Origin of the sequence: Emticicia aquatilis, assembly GCF_014644295.1 — a bacterium.
GTDB classification, from domain to species: domain Bacteria; phylum Bacteroidota; class Bacteroidia; order Cytophagales; family Spirosomataceae; genus Emticicia; species Emticicia aquatilis.
Window position 1 is genome coordinate 758,649 of sequence record NZ_BMKK01000001.1, and the last position, 19,082, is coordinate 777,730.

Sequence of the window (19,082 nt, forward strand, 5' to 3'; positions counted from 1 at the left end):
AAAACATGAAAATAGCCACTATTATCTTAAATGTCCTATTATTGTTGGGTCTTGTTCCTGCCATTATGGGAGCCATGACTTCTCCTATGATTTTTGATTCGGGCCAAAATCCCAACCTTTGGCGAGTCTTTATTACAATGCTGGCCTTGCCAGTGGTCATCATTATTTGCCAAATAATTTCTTGGATAGCTTATTTTCGTCAAAAGTATGATTTTGCTTTCAGAGTGAGTATCATTCCTCTGGTCAATCTCATATTACTCATCATTTTTATGTTCTCGATGTAAACTTAATTTTCAAAAAGATTTCCGAAACGGTGGGTTTATCCCACCGCTATTGACCTTCCTGCATTCCTTTCTGATTAATATCTACGTTTTTTACCACTCACTCAATTTTCTTAAATTTTCTTAAAAATTTCTTCTGTATATAAAATATTGGTACTTTCGTCTCGTTATCAACTAAATACTTAGTTACTTTTCCAATACACAATAACCGTCAAACACTTTTATGAAAAAGCCACTACTTTCTTTCAATCTCCGTTTTCGTTTATTTTTCTTTCATTCATTTATATCGCCACACCTTATTGATTTTTAAGAAAATCTTGCGTTTTATCACAAATTCTCATCGTTTCAGCACACTTTTATTTTCTTAGTTGGCATTTACAATAGTTTTACGAAAAATTTACGTAGTCGGTTGTAACTTTTCTTAGCCAACCAAGTAAGTTAGCATAATAGAAAAAATGTACTATTGACAAAATGGTGCAACACTTTAGGAAAAATTACGACTTATTAAAAACAGGTTCCACCACCCAAATTATTTAAAACACTTTTTATGAAAAAAGCTATTACTATCACCCGGGCAATGCTATGCCTATTTCTGCTTACGTGCGGAGCTGCATTTGCTCAAAATCCTGCCCGAATTTCGGTCAAAGGTATTGTTATTGACTCTTCAAGCACAACTCTCCCATCGGCTACTATTATGTTGCTTACACCCAAAGACTCTGCTTTGGTAAGCTACGGTCGTACCGAAAACGATGGCCAATTTGAAATCAAAGGCGTAAAACGTGGCACTTATCTATTGAAGATTTCGTACATGGGCTACTTACCTTATCAGCAAGAGTTTACACCTGCCGAAGGTGGGGTAACAGATTTGGGTAAAATCCAGCTAAAACCAATCATGAAAGAACTTTATGAAGTTGTTGTACGAACAGCTAAAGCTCCGCTGAGTATTAAAGGCGATACGGTAGAGTATAATGCTGCATCATTTAAAGTGCCACCTGGCTCAACAGTTGAAGATTTATTACGAAAACTACCTGGTATGTCGGTTGACCAAGATGGAAATATCAAGGCCCAGGGACAAGATGTGAAGCGAGTAACGGTTGATGGTAAGCAGTTTTTTGGGGGAGATACTAAAATGGCAACCAAAAACTTATCGGCAGAAGCTATCAAGAAAGTACAGGTGTTTAATGATAAAACCGAGCAAGCAAAAGCCACGGGTATTGACGATGGTAAAAAAGAAAAAACCATGAATTTAGAGCTAAAAGATGAATTTAAAAAGGGTGGTTTTGGAAAAGTTACGGCTGGAATTGGCGACAAAGAAAGAATGGAAGTAAAAGGAAATTATAATAAATTCGACCAAAAGAACCAGTTTTCGTTGATTGGATTGGGTAATAATACCAACCAAGTAGGAATGGGTTTTGATGATTTTCAGGATTTTAGAGGTAGCCAATCGTTCAACTGGAACGATAACGCCGACTTTGGATTTGGTGGCGGTGGCCGATATTATTATTTCGGTGGTGATGAAGGCGATGAAGATTTATCAATTCCGGTAGGTGGTGGTCGTGGCCAAGGTCTTACTGATTCTTATGCCGCAGGTTTGAATTATAACTATGATACGAAGAAGAACAAGTTGAGTTCGAGTTATTATTTCAATGGTAAAAATCAGATTTTAGATGCTCTTTCGAGTCGCCAAAACTTCTTGAATAATAACGCTTCATTTAATACTACCAACAATGATTATACTCGCAATCAGAGTTACAATCACCGAGTATCGTTCCGTTTAGAGAAAATGGTTGACTCGCTCAACACGTTTACGTTTGTTGGTAACGGTAAGTTATCGAAAGGTAATACTCGTTATGATGGCCTTCAACAGTTTTTTACAGGTAATAACGAATTATCAAACCAAACGACAATCAATAACCGAACAGGTTTTAGCTCATCGGCTGCGGCACTTACGGGTATTTATCGCCATAAATTCAAGAAAAAAGGCAGAATCTTTGCTGCAAGTGGTGGGTATAACTTTACTAATTCAGATGGCGATGCTACACAGATTTCGTTAAATGAGTTTTATAAAATTACGAGTACAAACGATTTACTAAGAAATATCAATCAGTTTAACTCAACCCTCAGCGACCGAAATCAATGGAAAGCCAGTTTGCTCTATGTCGAGCCATTTGGCAAGAAATTCTCATCAGAAACTTTCTATAATTTCAGTACTCGCAATAGCATTGTGGATAGAAATGTAAAGAACAATGAATCGAATTTGCAGATTGACTCACTCACACGCTACTTCGAAAATACGATTTCGTATAACAGGGTAGGTACAAGCCTAAGATATAACTACAAAGGCATCAATATTTCAGCAGGCGTGGCTGGGCAACAGTTTTCGCTCAGAGGGAACTTCACACAGCCTAAAAAACCAGAAACGATTGTTGACCAGAAGTATTTTATATGGCTTGGCAACGTACAAGGAAGTCTCGACCTAAAAAACAATCGCTATATGTGGTTTGGCTATGAGCCTAATGTTTCGGAACCTTCTATCAAAGACCTACAACCAGTAGTTGATAATAGTAATCCGTTGTATATCAGAGAGGGAAACCCTGACCTTTTGCCACAAGTTGACCACAACTTTAACGTTGGTGGTAACTATTATAACCCTGGTAGTTTTATGAGCATCTATTTTGGAATGAACTATAATTATCATGTAAATCAGATAATTTATAACCAAAATATTGATAGCAAGACATTTAAAACAACTACCAAGCCTATGAATATTACAGGTGGAGACAATGTAGGAACGTATTTTGGGTTGGGCTTCCCGTTGAAAAAAACAAAAGCAACGCTGAATCTAAACGGAAATGTCAATGCCAGCAAAAACCTAACTTATATTAATGACATTTTGAATAATACGAATAACCTGAGTTATTATGCAGGCTTACGATTAGACCTTACGCCATCAGATAAGTTTACGTTCTACGGTAATGCTAACTTTGGTATTACAAATACGAAGTATTCTATTAACACCGCTCAAAATCAGACAATTTATAACCATAGATTTGGAGCAGAAATGAATGTCAAATTCCCGAAAGATTTTTATTTCAATAGCCGTCTGAACTATAATGTTTTCATTAACGAGCGTTTTGGGTTTAACCAACGTCAACCGATTTGGAATGCAGCAGTTTATAAACAACTCGGAAAATCGAAAAAAGCAGAGATTCGTTTAACTGCGTATGATATTTTGAATCGTAACCTCAACATCAGTCAGTTTGCTAATCAGAATTATTACTCTGAATCAAGAACCGAAACATTGGCTCGTTATTTCATGCTAAGTTTCACGTATAATATGCGTGGGGTGAAAAACCAAATGCGTAGAAGCGGTGGAGGTTGGTGATTTTGAATTAAGATTTACGAATTACAAATGAAGACTCTAAATTATTCATAAGCAACTCATTATAAAACACTTACAACAATGAAAAAAATCTTTTTATATATTCTACTATTCCCCATTTGGGGAGTAGTTTCTGCCCAAAAAACCGAAGGAATTGTACATTATGAGTATCAGCTCAACTGGATAAAAATGATAAAGAAACTTCCATATCTGACGCAAGAAGAAAAGGATAGAATGGAAAATTCTTTTAAAAACGAAGAAAATACCAAGCAAAAGCTTAATCTTTATTTCAATGAAAAAGAGAGCATTTATACTTGGGGGCAAGACCAACAAGAGTATGAAGGAACGGAATATAAAGGCAGAAATGAAGAGTTGCTGATGCACAAAAACTTTGAGTTAGAAAAGCATAACGACATGATTGAGATGTCGGGTAAAACTTACTTATTACAAGATTCTTTACAGAAAATAGAATGGAAAGTGATGAATCAAATCAAAGAAGTGGCTGGATATATTTGTATGAAAGCCGTAACAGAAGATAAAGTAAAAGGGCAAAAAATAACCGCTTGGTTTACGGGTGATATTCCAGTGGCGAGTGGTCCTGAACAATTTCATGGCTTACCAGGAATGATTCTCGAACTCGATATTGACGATGGAACGCTAATGATTGAAGCAACAAATGTAGAGTTCAAGAAACTGGAGAAAGAACTGGTTTTACCAAAAATGAAAGGTAAGAAAATCAATGACAAAGATTTCAATGCTTTGATTTCAAAATACATCAACGATAGCATTAAAATGCAACGCAACCCATACTGGGCAATTCGATATTGAGAAATAGAGATTTAGAAAAAGCCACTTGTTTTTAATGCAAGTGGCTTTTTGTTCTACAACGAATAATACAAATAAATCTATGAGTAGTTATACTTAATATTTATATTTGTTTAGGAATTTCCTTCATCAATATAGATAAAAATTTAGCTATGAAATGGGCATATAGTATAGAACAAAAACTAAAAGCGGCGTTGGCTCTGACTGTTCTGTTTGTATTTTTGTTCATCAAAAATGTATCTGACCAAAATAGTTTTACCGAACTTGGTCAAACATTCTCGGTGGTTTACGAAGACCGACTTTTGGCCGAAAGTTATATTTATGAGTTTTCAGACCACCTTTCCCGCAAAAAACTTTTGATTGATGACAGTAAGGATAACCAAGATTTGAAACAACATCGGGCCGAAATAGCTTCTCACAATAACGCTATTAGGCAATTAGTTGCTGCTTATGAAAAAACCAAATTAACGCCTACCGAAGAAGTACTATTTCGAGAGTTAAAGAAGAAAATTAATCAAAACATTGCGTTAGAAAAACAATATTTAGGGGCATTAAATACCCAAAAAGACCATAGCAAACACGCATTAGATGCATCGTTTTATGCGATTCTGACAAATTTGAATCACTTATCACATATTCAGATAAATGAAGGAGAAAGGCTGAATAAAACTTCACAAAAAATTGTGCTGGGGTCGGAGTCTCAAAATCAGTTTGAACTTACGCTTTTAATCGTTCTGGGGCTTATTATTTTAGGCTTGATTTTTACTTCAAAATCAACTTTAGCCAAAATTCCGCAGAAATCTTCTTTAAACTAAAAACATTCGTGCCACACCTGCTTATCAACAATAAGTAGATGTGGCACGTTTATTTTTTTGAGATAAATACTTATTTCAATTTCAACACAATCGCACCCAATGGTGGAAGCGTTAATTCGATAGAGTTTTCTTTTCCGTGTGAAGGAATCGCTTGGGTATGTACCTCGCCATTCAATGCTCCGCTGCCCCAATATTCTTGTTTATCGCTATTGAAAACCTCTACATAAGTTCCTGCGGCTGGTATTCCGATTCGGTAGTTTGAGCGAGGAACAGGCGTAAAGTTTAGCACTACAAGCAAGTTTTCTTTTTCGTTGAAACCTTTACGTGCATACACAATCACGGCATTTTCACGGTCGCTGGTATCAATCCACTCAAAACCATCAGGGCTAAATTGTTTATCGAACAATGCCCCTTCTGAGCGGTAAAGTCGATTGAGGTCTTTCATCAACTCATTTACACCTTTGTTCGGTTGGTTTCCGAGTAAATGCCAATCAAGGCTTTTCTCGAAATTCCACTCGGCAAACTGGGCAAATTCGCCACCCATAAATAACAATTTTGTACCTGGGTGCGTAAACATATACGTAAACATCAAACGCAAATTAGCAAATTTACGCCATTCATCACCTGGCATCTTCTCGATTAAAGAGCCTTTTCCGTAAACAACCTCATCGTGCGAAAATGGTAACATGAAGTTTTCGGAGAAAGCATAGACCAAGCTGAAAGTAATATCATTTTGATGCCATTTACGATACATCGGGTCTTTGGCAAAATAACGGAGCGTATCGTTCATCCAACCCATCATCCACTTCATGCCAAAGCCAAGTCCACCCGTATAAACTGGTCGAGAAACCCCTGGGAATGCCGTTGACTCTTCGGCAATCGTCTGAGTATCTGGGAATGAGCGATAGATTTCTTCGTTCAATTCTTTAAATAATGAAATCACTTCGAGGTTTTCACGACCACCAAAAATATTTGGCACCCACTCGCCCGCATTACGAGAATAATCACGGTAGAGCATCGAAGCAACTGCATCTACACGCAAACCATCGGCATGGAAGCGGTCGAGCCAAAATATAGCATTACTAATCAAAAACGAGCGTACTTCGTAGCGTCCGTAGTTGAAAATATAACTTTTCCAATCTGGATGGTATCCTTCACGAGGGTCTTCGTGTTCGTAGAGAGCAGTTCCATCAAAACGATGCAAGCCGTGAGCATCGCCTGGATAGTGCGATGGCACCCAGTCGAGTATCACACCGATGCCATTGATGTGTAGCTGCTCAATCAAGTACATAAATTCTTGTGGCGTACCGAAGCGGCTACTCGCTGCAAAATATCCTGTAATCTGGTAACCCCACGATGGCTCGTACGGATGCTCCATGATTGGCATAAACTCTACGTGCGTAAAGCCCATTTCTTTCACGTAAGGCACAAGCGTATCTGCTACTTCGCCGTAGCTGAGGCATCTTTCGGGGTTCGATGGGTCACGTTTCCATGAGCCAAAGTGCAGTTCATAAACCGACTGTGGAGCATTCAAAGCATTTTTAGCTCGCCGAGTTTTCATCCAATCTTGGTCTTTCCACTCATACCAAGTGTCCCAAACAATTGAAGCCGTTTTTGGCGGGTGCTCCCAACGTAATGCGTATGGGTCGCCTTTTTCTATATCTGCACCTGTATTTGATGCAATAAAATATTTATAAACTTCGCCATTTCCGATGTTCGGAATCCAACCTTCCCAGATACCTGAGCCGTCCCAACGAGGATTGAGCGGATGCTCGCCACGATTCCAGCCATTGAAAGTACCAATCACCGAAACGTATTTAGCATTAGGTGCCCAAACGGCAAACAAAGTTCCTGTAACTCCCTGATTTTGAACTACGTGCGAGCCAAGTTTTTCGTAAAGACGATAGTGTTTTCCCGAACGAAAGAGAGCAACATCAAAATCTGTAAGCAAACTAAAAGCCTCGACCTTGTTGAAAGTTGGAGTAACTGCTACTTCTTGTGATTCATTTTTAGGTATTTCTTGTTCTGTACTCGTTGTTTTTTCTTTTTTTGTAGAAACTGCTTTCTTTGCCATAAGGTTGAATATTAAAACAAGGTTAAGTATTTGTTTGTAAAAATAGTTTTTAAAAATTGAAAAGCAAAAAATGGTTTATATTTGTCTAAAACTGTCTCTAAGAAGTAATATTTTTATCTTAATTTTGAAAAATATATTTACCCTAAAATTCCAGCCTAATGAAATACACTTCAATCTTCAAATTTGCATTTTTTACTTGCTTTTTTTTGTTTTTCAGACAAAACTCCATTGCACAAGGCACTCGCTTGCTTAGAAATGCTGCTATCAGTTCATCAAATATTGCATTTGTGTATGGCGGTGATATTTGGTTGGCAAATCAAGATGGTAGCAATGTAAAACGTCTCACAACGTATCAAGGTGTGGAGTCAAATCCTCATTTTTCGCCAGATGGAAAAACTCTTGCTTTCACTGGCCAATATGATGGTAATACCGATGTTTTTATTGTGCCAACTGAAGGCGGCGAACCCCAAAGATTGACTTGGCATCCAGGTGTGGATTTGGTAAAAGGTTGGACTCCCGACGGAGCAAACGTTATATTTGCATCGGGCAGAATCCAAGTACCAAGCTCAAGACTTGACCAACTTTGGACTGTTTCGATAAAAGGTGGAATGCCTACACAATTTGCTGTTCCCAGAGCAGTTGATGGCAAATACTCACCTGATAATAAGAGATTTGTGTACGAAGAAATCGCTCCATGGGAAGACGAATTTAGGAACTATCGTGGCGGACAAAATACACCATTGCGAATCATTGACTTAAAAAGTTTTGCTGTCGAAAAAATGCCTTGGCAAAACAGCCGTGATATATGTCCAGTCTGGATTGGTAATCAAATTTATTTTCTCTCAGACCGAGATTTGGCAATGAATATTTGGTCATACGATACTCAAAACAAGACTGTGAAACAAATTACTTTTTTCAAAGAATTTGATTGTAAAAATCTCGAAGGAAATAATGAAACATTGATTTTTGAAAACGGGGGTTATCTGCATAAACTCAAAGTAGGAAGCGATAAACCCGAAAAATTGTCTATCACAATCAATGCTGAATTTCCGTGGGAAAGACCTCATTGGATGAAAGTTGATAAAAATATTGGTTCGATTGCCATTTCGCCGACTGGCAAAAGAGTGGCTGTTTCGGCAAGAGGCGAAGTGATGACGATTCCTGCAAAAAAAGGTGATGTCCGAAATATTTCAAATAGTACGGGTGCTGCCGACCGAGAGCCTTCGTGGTCGCCTGATGGAAAATATATCTCGTGGTTTTCGGATGAAGGTGGTGAATATCAATTGGTACTTTCCGACCAATTTGGCAAGGAAAAAAAGAAAATCAAACTCAACAATCCAAGTTTTTATTATACGCCACGCTGGTCGCCCGACTCTAAGTATTTGAGCTTTGCCGATGCCGACCGCACCTTGTGGATGGTGGAAGTAAATTCAGGAAAAACTGCCAAAATAGACAACGAAGGCTTTGCTAACCCTCAGCGTTTGATATATCCCGAATGGGCTTCTGACTCAAAATGGATTGCTTACACCAAACGATTGACTAATGAATATGCTGCAATTTTTGTTTATTCAATCGACCAAAACAAGGCTTTTCAAATCACCGATGGCATGTCAGATTGCAACAACCCAGCTTGGGATGCCAGCGGAAAATACATTTATTTTTCGGGTAGCACCAATTATGGAATGAATGTCGGCTGGCTCGATATGTCTTCGTATGACCATAACATTAGTCGGGCAATTTATGCAGCAGTACTTTCAAAAGAAACCCCTTCGCCCCTTGCCCCCGAAAGCGATGACGAAGTAATAAAAGCTGATTCTACAAAAAAAGATTTAGCCACTACAAAACTTGACCCTAAGAAAGATGAAGCACCAAAAGCTAAAGTAAAGGAGGTAAAAATAGATTTTGAAGGTTTACAAAATCGAATTATTGCCTTGGCAATTCCAGAAAAAAATTATGTCTCAATCGAAACAGGTAAAGAGGGTGTGATATTTTTTGGAGAAGAAAAAGACAATGGCAATTCGATGGTAGTGAGCCGGTATTCTTTGGACAAAAAAAAAGCAGAAGTTATAACCGAAGATGCTTCATATTTTGATGTTTCGGCAGACAAGGGCAAGTTGGTTTACGCAACTTCTGGAGGTCAGATTGTTATTTCAGATGCCGCAGGAAAGCCGAATCTCGCCGAAGATGCTGTAAAGCTCAGCGATGTCCAGATTTTGATTGACCCAATTGCCGAAGCAAAACAGATTTTCAGAGAGGCGTGGCGTTATCAAAGAGATTATTTTTATGTAAAAAACGTTCACGGACTCGACATGGACTGGGCATATAAAACTTACTCTACTTGGATAGATGATGTAAAACATCGCTCAGATTTGACTTATGTTTTGGATATTTTCAGTGGCGAAACCTCAATCGGTCACTCATTTGTGCGTGGTGGCGATTTTCCAGAAGTAAAACAAGTGCCTGTCGGAATGTTAGGGGCAGATTTTGCCGTAGAAAACAATCGTTTCAGAATCAAGAAAATTTATACTGGCGAAAGTTGGAATCCAACCCTAAAAGCACCATTGAGTGGCCCAGGAATCAATGTAAAAACTGACGATTATTTATTGGCAGTCAATGGTGTTCCGTTGGATGCTTCTAAAAACCTATACTCATATTTTGACCAAATGGCAGACAAACAAACGACGATAACGGTCAATAGTACTCCGAGTTTTGATGGAGCAAAAGAGGTTGTTGTTGTGCCTGTAAGAAATGAAGGTTTACTTCGTCAGTATGATTGGGTAGAGGGCAATCGAAGGAAAGTCGATAAACTCTCAAATGGTCAACTGGCGTATGTTTGGTTGCCAAATACAGGACAAGGTGGATATAATAATTTCAATCGTTACTACTTTGCTCAAAAAAATAAAAAAGGAGCAATCATTGACGAAAGATTTAATAGTGGAGGCTCAATTGCTGATTATATCGTAGATTTATTAGCCCGAGATTTGATGGGATATTTCAATAATCCGATTGGTGATAAGCAAGCATTTACGGCCCCTAACGCTGGAATATTTGGGCCAAAAGTAATGTTAATCAACGAAATGGCAGGCTCGGGTGGCGATATGTTGCCTTATATGTTTCAAAAAAGAAAAATTGGGCCACTGGTTGGCACAAAAACGTGGGGAGGTTTAGTTGGAATTTGGGATGTACCTGCACTCATTGATGGCGGAACTATTACAGCTCCAAGAGGTGGGTTTTATAACGTAAATGGTCAATGGGACGTAGAAAATATTGGTATTTCGCCCGATATTACTGTTGAACAAGAACCAAAATTAGTCAACGAAGGCCACGACCCACAGCTCGAAAAAGCAGTAGAAGTTGCTCTTGAGTTACTAAAAACCCAAAGCACAAAACTACTACCTCAACCTGCCGACCCAATAAGAGTTTTGAGACCTAAAAAGTAGATTTCATATACTCTAACAATTGCTTTAAAACCTTACTTTGTGAATAGTTTTTTTCTCAAAGTAAGGTTTCCGTTTTAATTCAAAATCTACCATGTCAGCTCCACTCGCCGAAAGATTACGCCCCAAGAAATTAGATGAATACATCGGGCAAGAACATATTTTAGGTAAAAACAAACCTCTTCGCACTGCCATTGAGGCCAATCTTGTGCCGTCGATGATTTTGTGGGGACCTCCTGGTACTGGCAAAACTACGCTTGCTTTGCTCATTGCCGAAGCTACCAAACGCCAGTTTCATCAACTCAATGCCGTGAGTTCGGGCGTGAAAGAATTACGTGAAGTCATCAGCAAGGCTTCGGGACTCTTCCCTCCTATTGTGTTTATCGACGAGATACATCGTTACAATAAATCTCAGCAAGATTCATTGTTGGCAGCCGTCGAAAAAGGACAAATCACACTCATCGGAGCAACGACCGAAAACCCATCTTTTGAACTCAACAGTGCGGTACTTTCTCGGTGTCAGGTCTATATTTTAGAGGCTTTTGGCGAAAAAGAATTGAAAGAACTGACCGACAGGGCTTTGCGTGAAGATGTGATTTTGAAAGAAAAAAACATCAAAGTAGAGTCGTATGATGCACTCATGCGAGTTTCGGGTGGTGATGGACGAAAGCTCTTGAATCTGCTGGAATTGATAACTTTTTCATATCCACCCGATGCCGAGATTATCATTAACGATGATTTGGTTGAAGAGGTTGCCCAACGAAATATTGCTCGCTACGATAAATCGGGCGAACAACATTATGATATTATTTCGGCATTCATCAAATCTCTGCGTGGCTCTGACCCCAACGCCGCACTTTATTGGATGGCTCGCATGATAGTTGCGGGAGAAGACCCCGAATTTATCGCCCGAAGAATGTTAATTTTAGCATCGGAAGATATTGGAAATGCCAACCCGACGGCCGTAATTATGGCCAATAATTGTATGCAAGCCGTAAAGGTAATTGGTTATCCAGAATGCCGAATTATTCTTTCGCAAACGGCCATTTATTTGGCTACTTCTCCCAAATCGAATGCTTCGTATGTTGCCATTGATGCAGCCATTGCTTTGGCCGAAAAAACTTCTCATTTATCAGTTCCGTTGGCACTTAGAAATGCACCAACCAAACTCATGAAACAAATTGGCTACGGTAAAAACTATCAATATTCACACAATTATGAAGGGAATTTTGCGAAACAGAACTTTTTGCCCGATGAACTAAAAGGCACAAAACTCTACGACCCAAGCAATAATGCCCGTGAAAACGAAATCAGACGACAACTGCAAACTTGGTGGGCGGAGTGGTATGGGTATTGAGGGAAAAATGTAAAATCACTATTTAGCCAACAACAATATGACTAAAAATATTGTCAACAGAATAGTAATTGGAGTAAATATCTTTTTCTCTAAACTACTTTTAGAAAGTAAGTTTCCGATGGTATTCAAGAGAAATAATGCGGCCATTCCCCAAATGATATAATTCAAGATATTTGCGGGAAAATCAACTTTAAATATACCTGCTTTGATAGCAATAACGCACAAGAAAAATAGATTTAAAACCAACGAAACGAGTTCAAATTTATACATATCAGCATCGGTCTTTAATCGACCTCCCCATACAATTTTGTAAGGGATGATTTTCACTAAAACCAACACATGAAATATAATCGTTGCTGATAGAATAATCAACAAACCTATTTGGGCTATTTCCTTCATAATCAACACTTAATCATTAGACAACACATGGCTTGAAATCTTCATTTATGAATTTTGAAGCAAAATTTGAGACGAATTCCGCACCACCATTTCGGTTGGAATCTTAATCGTCCGAAACTCTTCGACGTGGTGCTGTTTCCTTTCTATCGAATCCAGCAGTAATTCTGCAGCAGTTTGGCCAATTTCAAAGGCAGGTTGCACAATCGTACTTAACGAAGGTGCTAATAAATGAGCAACTTTCAAGTTTGTAAAGCCTATGAAAGAGAGTTCTTCTGGAATCAGAATCCCTTGCTCTTTTACGGCCGAAAAACAATCTAAAGCCAGCCTGTCGCTCGTAGTAAAGATAGCATCGGGTTTCTGCTCATTAATCAAATTAAAGATTAACTTTTTTGCTTCTTCGGGTTCAAATCCACAATATTTTACCAATGATTCATCATACGGAATTTGGTGTTTTTCGAGTGCCACTTGGTAGCCCATCAAACGCTCTTTGGTGATTGATAACAACGACGGACTCGTAATATGAGCAATCCGACGGCGACCCGATAAAATCAAATGCTCGGTTGCTTTAAATGCTCCATCAAAGTTATCGGCAACTACTTTATGGGCTTCTATTTTGTCAGAAACTCTATCAAATAACACTAAAGGCAGCTTTTTTTGTTGAATTTCTTGCAGATGCGACACATCGTTTGTCTGACCAGAAAGCGAAATCAGCAAGCCATCAACTTTCCGAGCGATGATGTGCTGAATATTGGTTACTTCTCGTTGATAAGACTCGTGGCTTTGAAAAATCACTACGTGGTAGCCTCGTTTATTGGCAATATCTTCAATGCCGTTGATGGCCTGCGAGAAAAAATGATTGGCAATTTCGGGTACAATTACGCCAATAGCTCTGCTCTTGTTTTCTTTCAAACTAAGGGCAATCGGATTAGGTGAATAATTGACTTTTTCGGCATACTCCATCACCAACCGCTTCGTTTCGGCGTTGATTTCATAACTCCCACGCAAGGCCCTCGATACCGTTGAAGTAGAGAGATTTAGGGCCTTTGCAATATCTTTTATCGTAACGGTTTCCAATCTTCAAATCTTATTAAAGTACAATTTTATCTCGTCCTCTTCCTACACAAGATGCACATAAAAATAGGGCAAATAATGCAATTATCAAAGTTTATTTGATTCAGAATAATTCAAAACCTATTTTTGGCAACGTTCCCGATAACGATTGCATAAAGATTGTCGGTGAAATACTTGCTCATAAAATATTCTTGTTGCATCTTAGAAAAGTCAAATATAAACAACATTAAATACTATAAAAGACTTTTCAAGGAATTTTACATATTTTGGTCATTATTATACAAGAAAAAATAAAAACGATACATGTTTAGCTTAGAAGGGAAAATCGCACTCGTAACGGGGTGCAATAAAGGCATCGGAAAAGGTATAGCTATTGGTTTAGCAGAAGCAGGTGCCGACATCATTGGGGTTTCGGCAAGTATCGAATTAAATGGTAGTCAAATCGAGCAAGAAGTAACTGCCCTCGGCCGTAACTTCAAAGCTTATCAAGCTGATTTCAGCGACCGAGACAGCCTCAAGGCATTTATTGGAAAAGTGAAAAACGATTTTCCTATAATTGACATTCTGATTAACAACGCTGGCACAATCATGAGAGCCCCTGCAGCCGAACATTCGGACGAATATTGGGATAGGGTAATGACTATCAACCTTGATTCACAGTTTATTTTGGCACGTGAAATCGGGCGAGATATGATTGCTCGTGGCTCAGGGAAAATCATCTTTACAGCTTCTTTGCTGACATTTCAAGGAGGCATCAACGTACCAGGTTACGCTGCCAGTAAAGGTGCAATCGGTAGCTTAGTAAAAGCACTCGCCAACGAGTGGGCAGGTAAAGGCGTAAACGTGAATGCCATTGCTCCTGGGTATATTGCTACTGATAACACCGAAGCACTCAGAAACGACCCCGAACGCAGCACTTCAATTTTGGCAAGAATTCCGGCAGGTCGTTGGGGAGAGCCGCAAGATTTCAAAGGTCCAGCCGTATTTTTGGCATCATCAGCATCAGATTACGTACACGGAACAATCCTAACCGTTGATGGCGGATGGATGGGGAGGTAACCCCCCCGCCCCTAAAGGGGAGCTTAAATTACACCAAAACGAACGAATTATATAATTAACAATAAAAAAAACTCCCCTTTAGGGGATGGGGGTATGCAAACAAGATACGAAAGTAGTCCAAAAGAAACAGCGGGAATGAACACCGCCGAATTACGTAATAATTTTTTGGTAGAAACATTATTTACTGCCAACCAAATCCATTTGACTTATTCGCACTACGACCGCATGATTTTGGGCGGAGTAATGCCAACAACCGAAACTTTAACGCTGGGTACTTACGAAGATTTAAAGTCGGAATATTTTCTTGAAAGAAGAGAGTTGGGCATTATCAATGTAGCAGGCGATGGAAAAATAACAGTTGATGGGCAAGAATATCTTGTAAACAAATTAGATTGTTTATACGTAGGACGAGGAGCAAAAGACATTACTTTTAGCAGTATTAGTGCCGAAAACTCGGCTAAATTCTTTGTTCTTTCTTGCCCAGCACACAAAGAATATCCAACTCAATTAATGACGAAAGAAGCTGCTTCACCTGCCCACATGGGTACGGTAGAAACGGCCAATCAGCGTACAATTTATAAATATATTCACCTTGACGGCATCAGAAGCTGCCAATTGGTGATGGGCCTTACTGTTTTGCAAAACGGAAGTGTTTGGAATACGATGCCATCGCACACGCACGACCGCCGTATGGAAGTTTACTGTTATTTTGATGTACAAGAAGGTCAAGGCGTGCTACATCTGATGGGCCAACCACAAGAAACTCGTCATCTGTGGGTGAGCAATCATCAAGCTATTATTTCTCCTCCGTGGTCGATTCACTCAGGATGCGGCACTACCAACTATTCGTTTATTTGGGGAATGGCAGGCGAAAACCAATCTTTTGCGGATATGGATTTTGTGGCCATTAATGAGCTAAGATAACCTATTATTTATTTACTATACAATTTAACTTGCTATTGATTTTGGCAGGTTTTGGCCCTAAAATTCAACCAAAACCTGTCAAAAAACCAATAGTTTAGCTTTCTGTTTCTCTATTTTTTAAAAATCACCTAAAAAACCTTTTGTTAACTTTACAATGAAAAAATTATTTATTCTACTGCTCTTGACGACCGTACAGGTAGTGATGGCACAAGCCCAAAAGATTTCGGGTAAGGTGACAGACTCCAAAACGGGTGAAGGTTTGCCGAGTGTATCAGTTATGCTCAAAGGTACTAAAACAGGTACTACTACGAATGCAAAGGGAGAATTCTCGTTGTCTGCCGACAAAAAGAATGGAACTTTGATTGTTAGTTTGATAGGTTACACAATCAAAGAAGTTTCGATTGGTAACCAAACCAACCTCGAAATCCAATTAGATGAAGATACGCAAACCCTTAACGAAGTAGAGGTTGTAGCTATTGGCTACGGTGATGGTGTTAGCCGTCGTGACCTCACAAGTTCGGTATCTTCGGTTGGTTCAAAACAACTCAAAGATATTCCGATTACCAATGCAGCCGAGGCACTCACTGGCCGCTTGGCGGGTGTGCGTGTAACTACTTCAGAAGGTGCCCCAGGGGCTGATATTCAGATTCGTGTGCGTGGTGGTGGCTCAATTACACAAGACAACTCTCCGATTTATGTAGTTGATGGTATTCAGGTAGAAAATGCTCTTTCGTTTATTTCTCCGCAAGATATTGAAACAATCGACGTACTCAAAGATGCTTCTTCAACAGCCATTTACGGTGCAAGAGGTGCAAATGGTGTGGTTATTATCACAACAAAATCTGGTAAAGGTGGCAAAACTACCGTAAGCTACAATGGCTCGGCGGGTGTGCGTGAAATTTTCAAAAAATTAGATGTAATGAGTCCTTATGACTTCGTACGTTGGCAATACGAAAGAAGCCGTGGCGATGCTGCTGCCGAAACGAGTTTTGCAAATCAGTACGGTGCTTGGGAAAACATCAATCAATACAAAACCGTAACACCAATCGACTGGCAAGAAGAAGTTTTTGGTCGCCAAGCTAAATATCAAAACCACAATTTGATTGTAAACGGAGGAAATGCCAACACAAGCTATAACTTGAGTTTGACTGCTAACAAAGAGCAAGGGGTATTGCTTGAATCGGGTTTCGATCGTTATTTGGCGACTTTCAAAATGGACCATAAAGCAACTGACAAACTCAAAGTTGGATTTAACGTTCGCTACACTGACCAAGTGATTAGCGGTGCTGGAACTTCGGGCAGCGGAACAAAATCAACCAACCGTTTACGTCACTCAGTGCAGTATCGTCCGTTGTTGATTGGAGTAAATCCAGAAGTAGATGATTTCGACGAGAACCTTTATATTTCGTCAGGTAACTTAGTGAATCCAATCTTAATGACCCAAGCCGAATACCGCAAGGCATACACAAAGGCTATCAACTTGAGTGGATATTTTAGCTATAATATTTTGAAAAACTTAGTATTCAAATCGACAGTTGGTATAGACAACAATGATTCAAAAACGAATCAGTTTTTCAGTAAAATTACAGGAACCGCCCGCAACTTTGCTTCGCTTCCAGTAGCTTCGATTTTCCAACAAAATGCCGTAACCATCAATAACTCAAATACGCTTCAATTCACGAAGAAATTCAATAAAGTACATGATTTTAGTGCATTAGTAGGCCAAGAAGTTTACCAATACGTTTCTAAAAGTACTACCATCGAAACTCGTTATTTCCCTGCTGATATTTCGGCAGACCAAGCATTGGCAAACATGGGTCTTGGTTCACCGCCATCAGGTGCTACACAAGCTCGCCCAGCATCCAACGAGACTCCACCAAACCGTTTGCTCTCATTGTTTGGTCGTGTGACTTATGGGTATGATGATAAATATCTGGCTACGGTTTCGTTACGTTCTGACCGTTCGTCAAAATTCAATTATCAAAATGGTGCGTTGGTTTTCCCTTCTGGAACTTTGGCTTGGCGTTTCTCTGAAGAAAACTTCTTGAAAGGAAATAAATTTATTACTGATGGTAAGTTGAGAGTAGGTTATGGTGTGGCGGGAAATAACCGTATCGGCGATTTGCTTTACCAACAACTCTACGGTGTAACGGGTGAATATGCCCTCAACCACAACGTATTGCCAGGTTATGCTCCAGTGGCATTGGCTAATCCTGATTTGAAATGGGAGTCGAATATTTCACAAAACATTGGTTTAGATTTATCTTTCTTGAATAATCGCTTCCAATTAACACTCGACGCTTATAAAAACAAAGGCCAAGACTTACTTTTGGCGGTGGCTATCCCTCCTACTTCGGGATATTCTTCTCAAATCCGTAATTTGGGTTCAACTACCAACAAAGGGGTAGAATTGCAATTGAATGCTTATATCATCAAGAAAAAAGACTTGACTTGGAATGCTAACTTCAATATCTCGAATAATAAAAATACTGTAACCAGTCTCGGAACTGTTGACCAACTAACTCGTAACTCAGGCTGGCAAGGCTCTGATGGTACTGACGACTACTTAGTGAAAGTTGGTCAGCCAGTAGGTTTGATGTACGGTTTCGTAACTGATGGTTATTATAAAATCGAAGACTTTACTTATAATCCAAACTCTACTACACCGACTGGATTCTACACTTTGAAACCAGGGATTGCAGTTAACTCTGTTTACGGAACACCACAACCAGGTATGTTAAAATGGAAAGATTTAGATGGCGATGGTCTCGTAACGGCCGATAAAGACCGCACAGTAATCGGTAATGCAAATCCGAAATTTATGGGTGGTTTGAACAACCAAGTTGCTTATAAAGACTTCGATTTGAGTGTTTTTGTAAACTGGGTTGTTGGTAACGACATTTATAATGCTAATAAAATCGAAATGACTGACGGTGCTTTCCCAAGTTTGAATATGCTTAAATTTATGGAAAACCGTTGGACAAACATTAATGATAAAGGTGTAGTTGTAACTGACCCAACCGAATTAGCAGCAATTAATGCTAACGCTAATATCTGGACACCTGTGCGTGTACAACGTTACTGGTTACACTCGTGGGCAGTTGAAGATGGCTCGTTCTTACGTCTCAATAACATTACATTAGGTTATTCATTACCTAAAAACGTTCTCAAAAAATTGAGCCTGTCAAGATTTAGAATCTATGGTACGGTCAATAACTTGGCGACATTTACGAAGTATTCTGGCTATGACCCAGAGGTAAATACTCGTCGCTCTGACCCACTCACACAAGGTGTTGATTTTGCGGGTTATCCTCGTGCAAAAACTTGGGTAGCAGGTATCAATCTAACGTTCTAATCTAACCCCACCCCTCCCCGATGGGGAGGGAGAAAAGTAAAACTTTTGTTATTCCTTCTCCATCGGGGAGGGTTAGGGAGGGGTCAAATAATAACTATTAAAC

At 39.3% G+C, this 19,082-nt stretch carries 12 protein-coding genes; 9 read left to right on the forward strand and 3 right to left on the reverse strand.

The genetic code is table 11. The annotated features are described in order from the left end of the window. The first annotated feature begins 5 nt into the window (after positions 1–5). The 4 genes from IEX65_RS03380 (at position 6) to IEX65_RS03395 (ending at position 5,303) form a co-directional block, all read left to right on the forward strand. Positions 6–284 carry a hypothetical protein gene (locus tag IEX65_RS03380; RefSeq protein WP_188764601.1) on the forward strand — a complete coding sequence of 93 codons (279 nt, stop codon included), beginning with the start codon at positions 6–8 and terminating at the stop codon, positions 282–284. 544 nt (positions 285–828) lie between these two features. Next, on the forward strand, positions 829–3,666 hold the full coding sequence (locus IEX65_RS03385) for an outer membrane beta-barrel protein (protein ID WP_188764602.1): 2,838 nt from the start codon (positions 829–831) through the stop codon (positions 3,664–3,666). A 78-nt stretch (positions 3,667–3,744) separates the two neighbouring features. Continuing rightward, positions 3,745–4,491 (forward strand): GLPGLI family protein, encoded by a 747-nt coding sequence (locus IEX65_RS03390; protein ID WP_188764603.1) that lies wholly within the window; start codon positions 3,745–3,747, stop codon positions 4,489–4,491. Between the two features lie 149 nt (positions 4,492–4,640). Then, positions 4,641–5,303, forward strand: coding sequence for an MCP four helix bundle domain-containing protein (locus IEX65_RS03395; protein ID WP_188764604.1), 663 nt, complete (start codon positions 4,641–4,643; stop codon positions 5,301–5,303). 70 nt (positions 5,304–5,373) lie between these two features. Here IEX65_RS03395 and glgB read toward each other — a convergent pair whose 3' ends face one another. Then, positions 5,374–7,377, reverse strand: coding sequence for a 1,4-alpha-glucan branching protein GlgB (glgB, locus tag IEX65_RS03400; protein WP_188764605.1), 2,004 nt, complete (start codon positions 7,375–7,377; stop codon positions 5,374–5,376). 158 nt (positions 7,378–7,535) lie between these two features. Between glgB and IEX65_RS03405 the strand changes: the two genes are divergently transcribed. Next, the gene (locus IEX65_RS03405) at positions 7,536–10,817 is read left to right on the forward strand and encodes a S41 family peptidase (RefSeq protein ID WP_188764606.1); all 3,282 of its coding nucleotides are present in this window, start codon (positions 7,536–7,538) and stop codon (positions 10,815–10,817) included. A gap of 91 nt (positions 10,818–10,908) precedes the next feature. After that, entirely contained in the window at positions 10,909–12,171 is a 1,263-nt protein-coding gene (locus tag IEX65_RS03410) for a replication-associated recombination protein A (RefSeq protein ID WP_188764607.1), read from the forward strand. Positions 12,172–12,189: 18 nt separating this feature from the next. Here the strand turns inward: IEX65_RS03410 and IEX65_RS03415 are convergent, their stop codons facing one another. Both IEX65_RS03415 and IEX65_RS03420 read right to left on the reverse strand, forming a co-directional pair. Continuing rightward, positions 12,190–12,570 carry a hypothetical protein gene (locus tag IEX65_RS03415; RefSeq protein WP_188764608.1) on the reverse strand — a complete coding sequence of 127 codons (381 nt, stop codon included), beginning with the start codon at positions 12,568–12,570 and terminating at the stop codon, positions 12,190–12,192. Between the two features lie 45 nt (positions 12,571–12,615). Continuing rightward, positions 12,616–13,644 carry a LacI family DNA-binding transcriptional regulator gene (locus tag IEX65_RS03420; RefSeq protein ID WP_188764609.1) on the reverse strand — a complete coding sequence of 343 codons (1,029 nt, stop codon included), beginning with the start codon at positions 13,642–13,644 and terminating at the stop codon, positions 12,616–12,618. Positions 13,645–13,944: 300 nt separating this feature from the next. Between IEX65_RS03420 and kduD the strand changes: the two genes are divergently transcribed. From kduD to IEX65_RS03435, 3 genes are all read left to right on the forward strand, one after another. Further along, positions 13,945–14,700, forward strand: coding sequence for a 2-dehydro-3-deoxy-D-gluconate 5-dehydrogenase KduD (kduD, locus tag IEX65_RS03425; protein ID WP_188764610.1), 756 nt, complete (start codon positions 13,945–13,947; stop codon positions 14,698–14,700). Between the two features lie 93 nt (positions 14,701–14,793). Further along, the gene (kduI, locus tag IEX65_RS03430) at positions 14,794–15,624 is read left to right on the forward strand and encodes a 5-dehydro-4-deoxy-D-glucuronate isomerase (RefSeq protein WP_188764611.1); all 831 of its coding nucleotides are present in this window, start codon (positions 14,794–14,796) and stop codon (positions 15,622–15,624) included. 154 nt (positions 15,625–15,778) lie between these two features. Beyond that, positions 15,779–18,979 carry a SusC/RagA family TonB-linked outer membrane protein gene (locus tag IEX65_RS03435; RefSeq protein ID WP_188764612.1) on the forward strand — a complete coding sequence of 1,067 codons (3,201 nt, stop codon included), beginning with the start codon at positions 15,779–15,781 and terminating at the stop codon, positions 18,977–18,979. Positions 18,980–19,082: the final 103 nt, after the last annotated feature.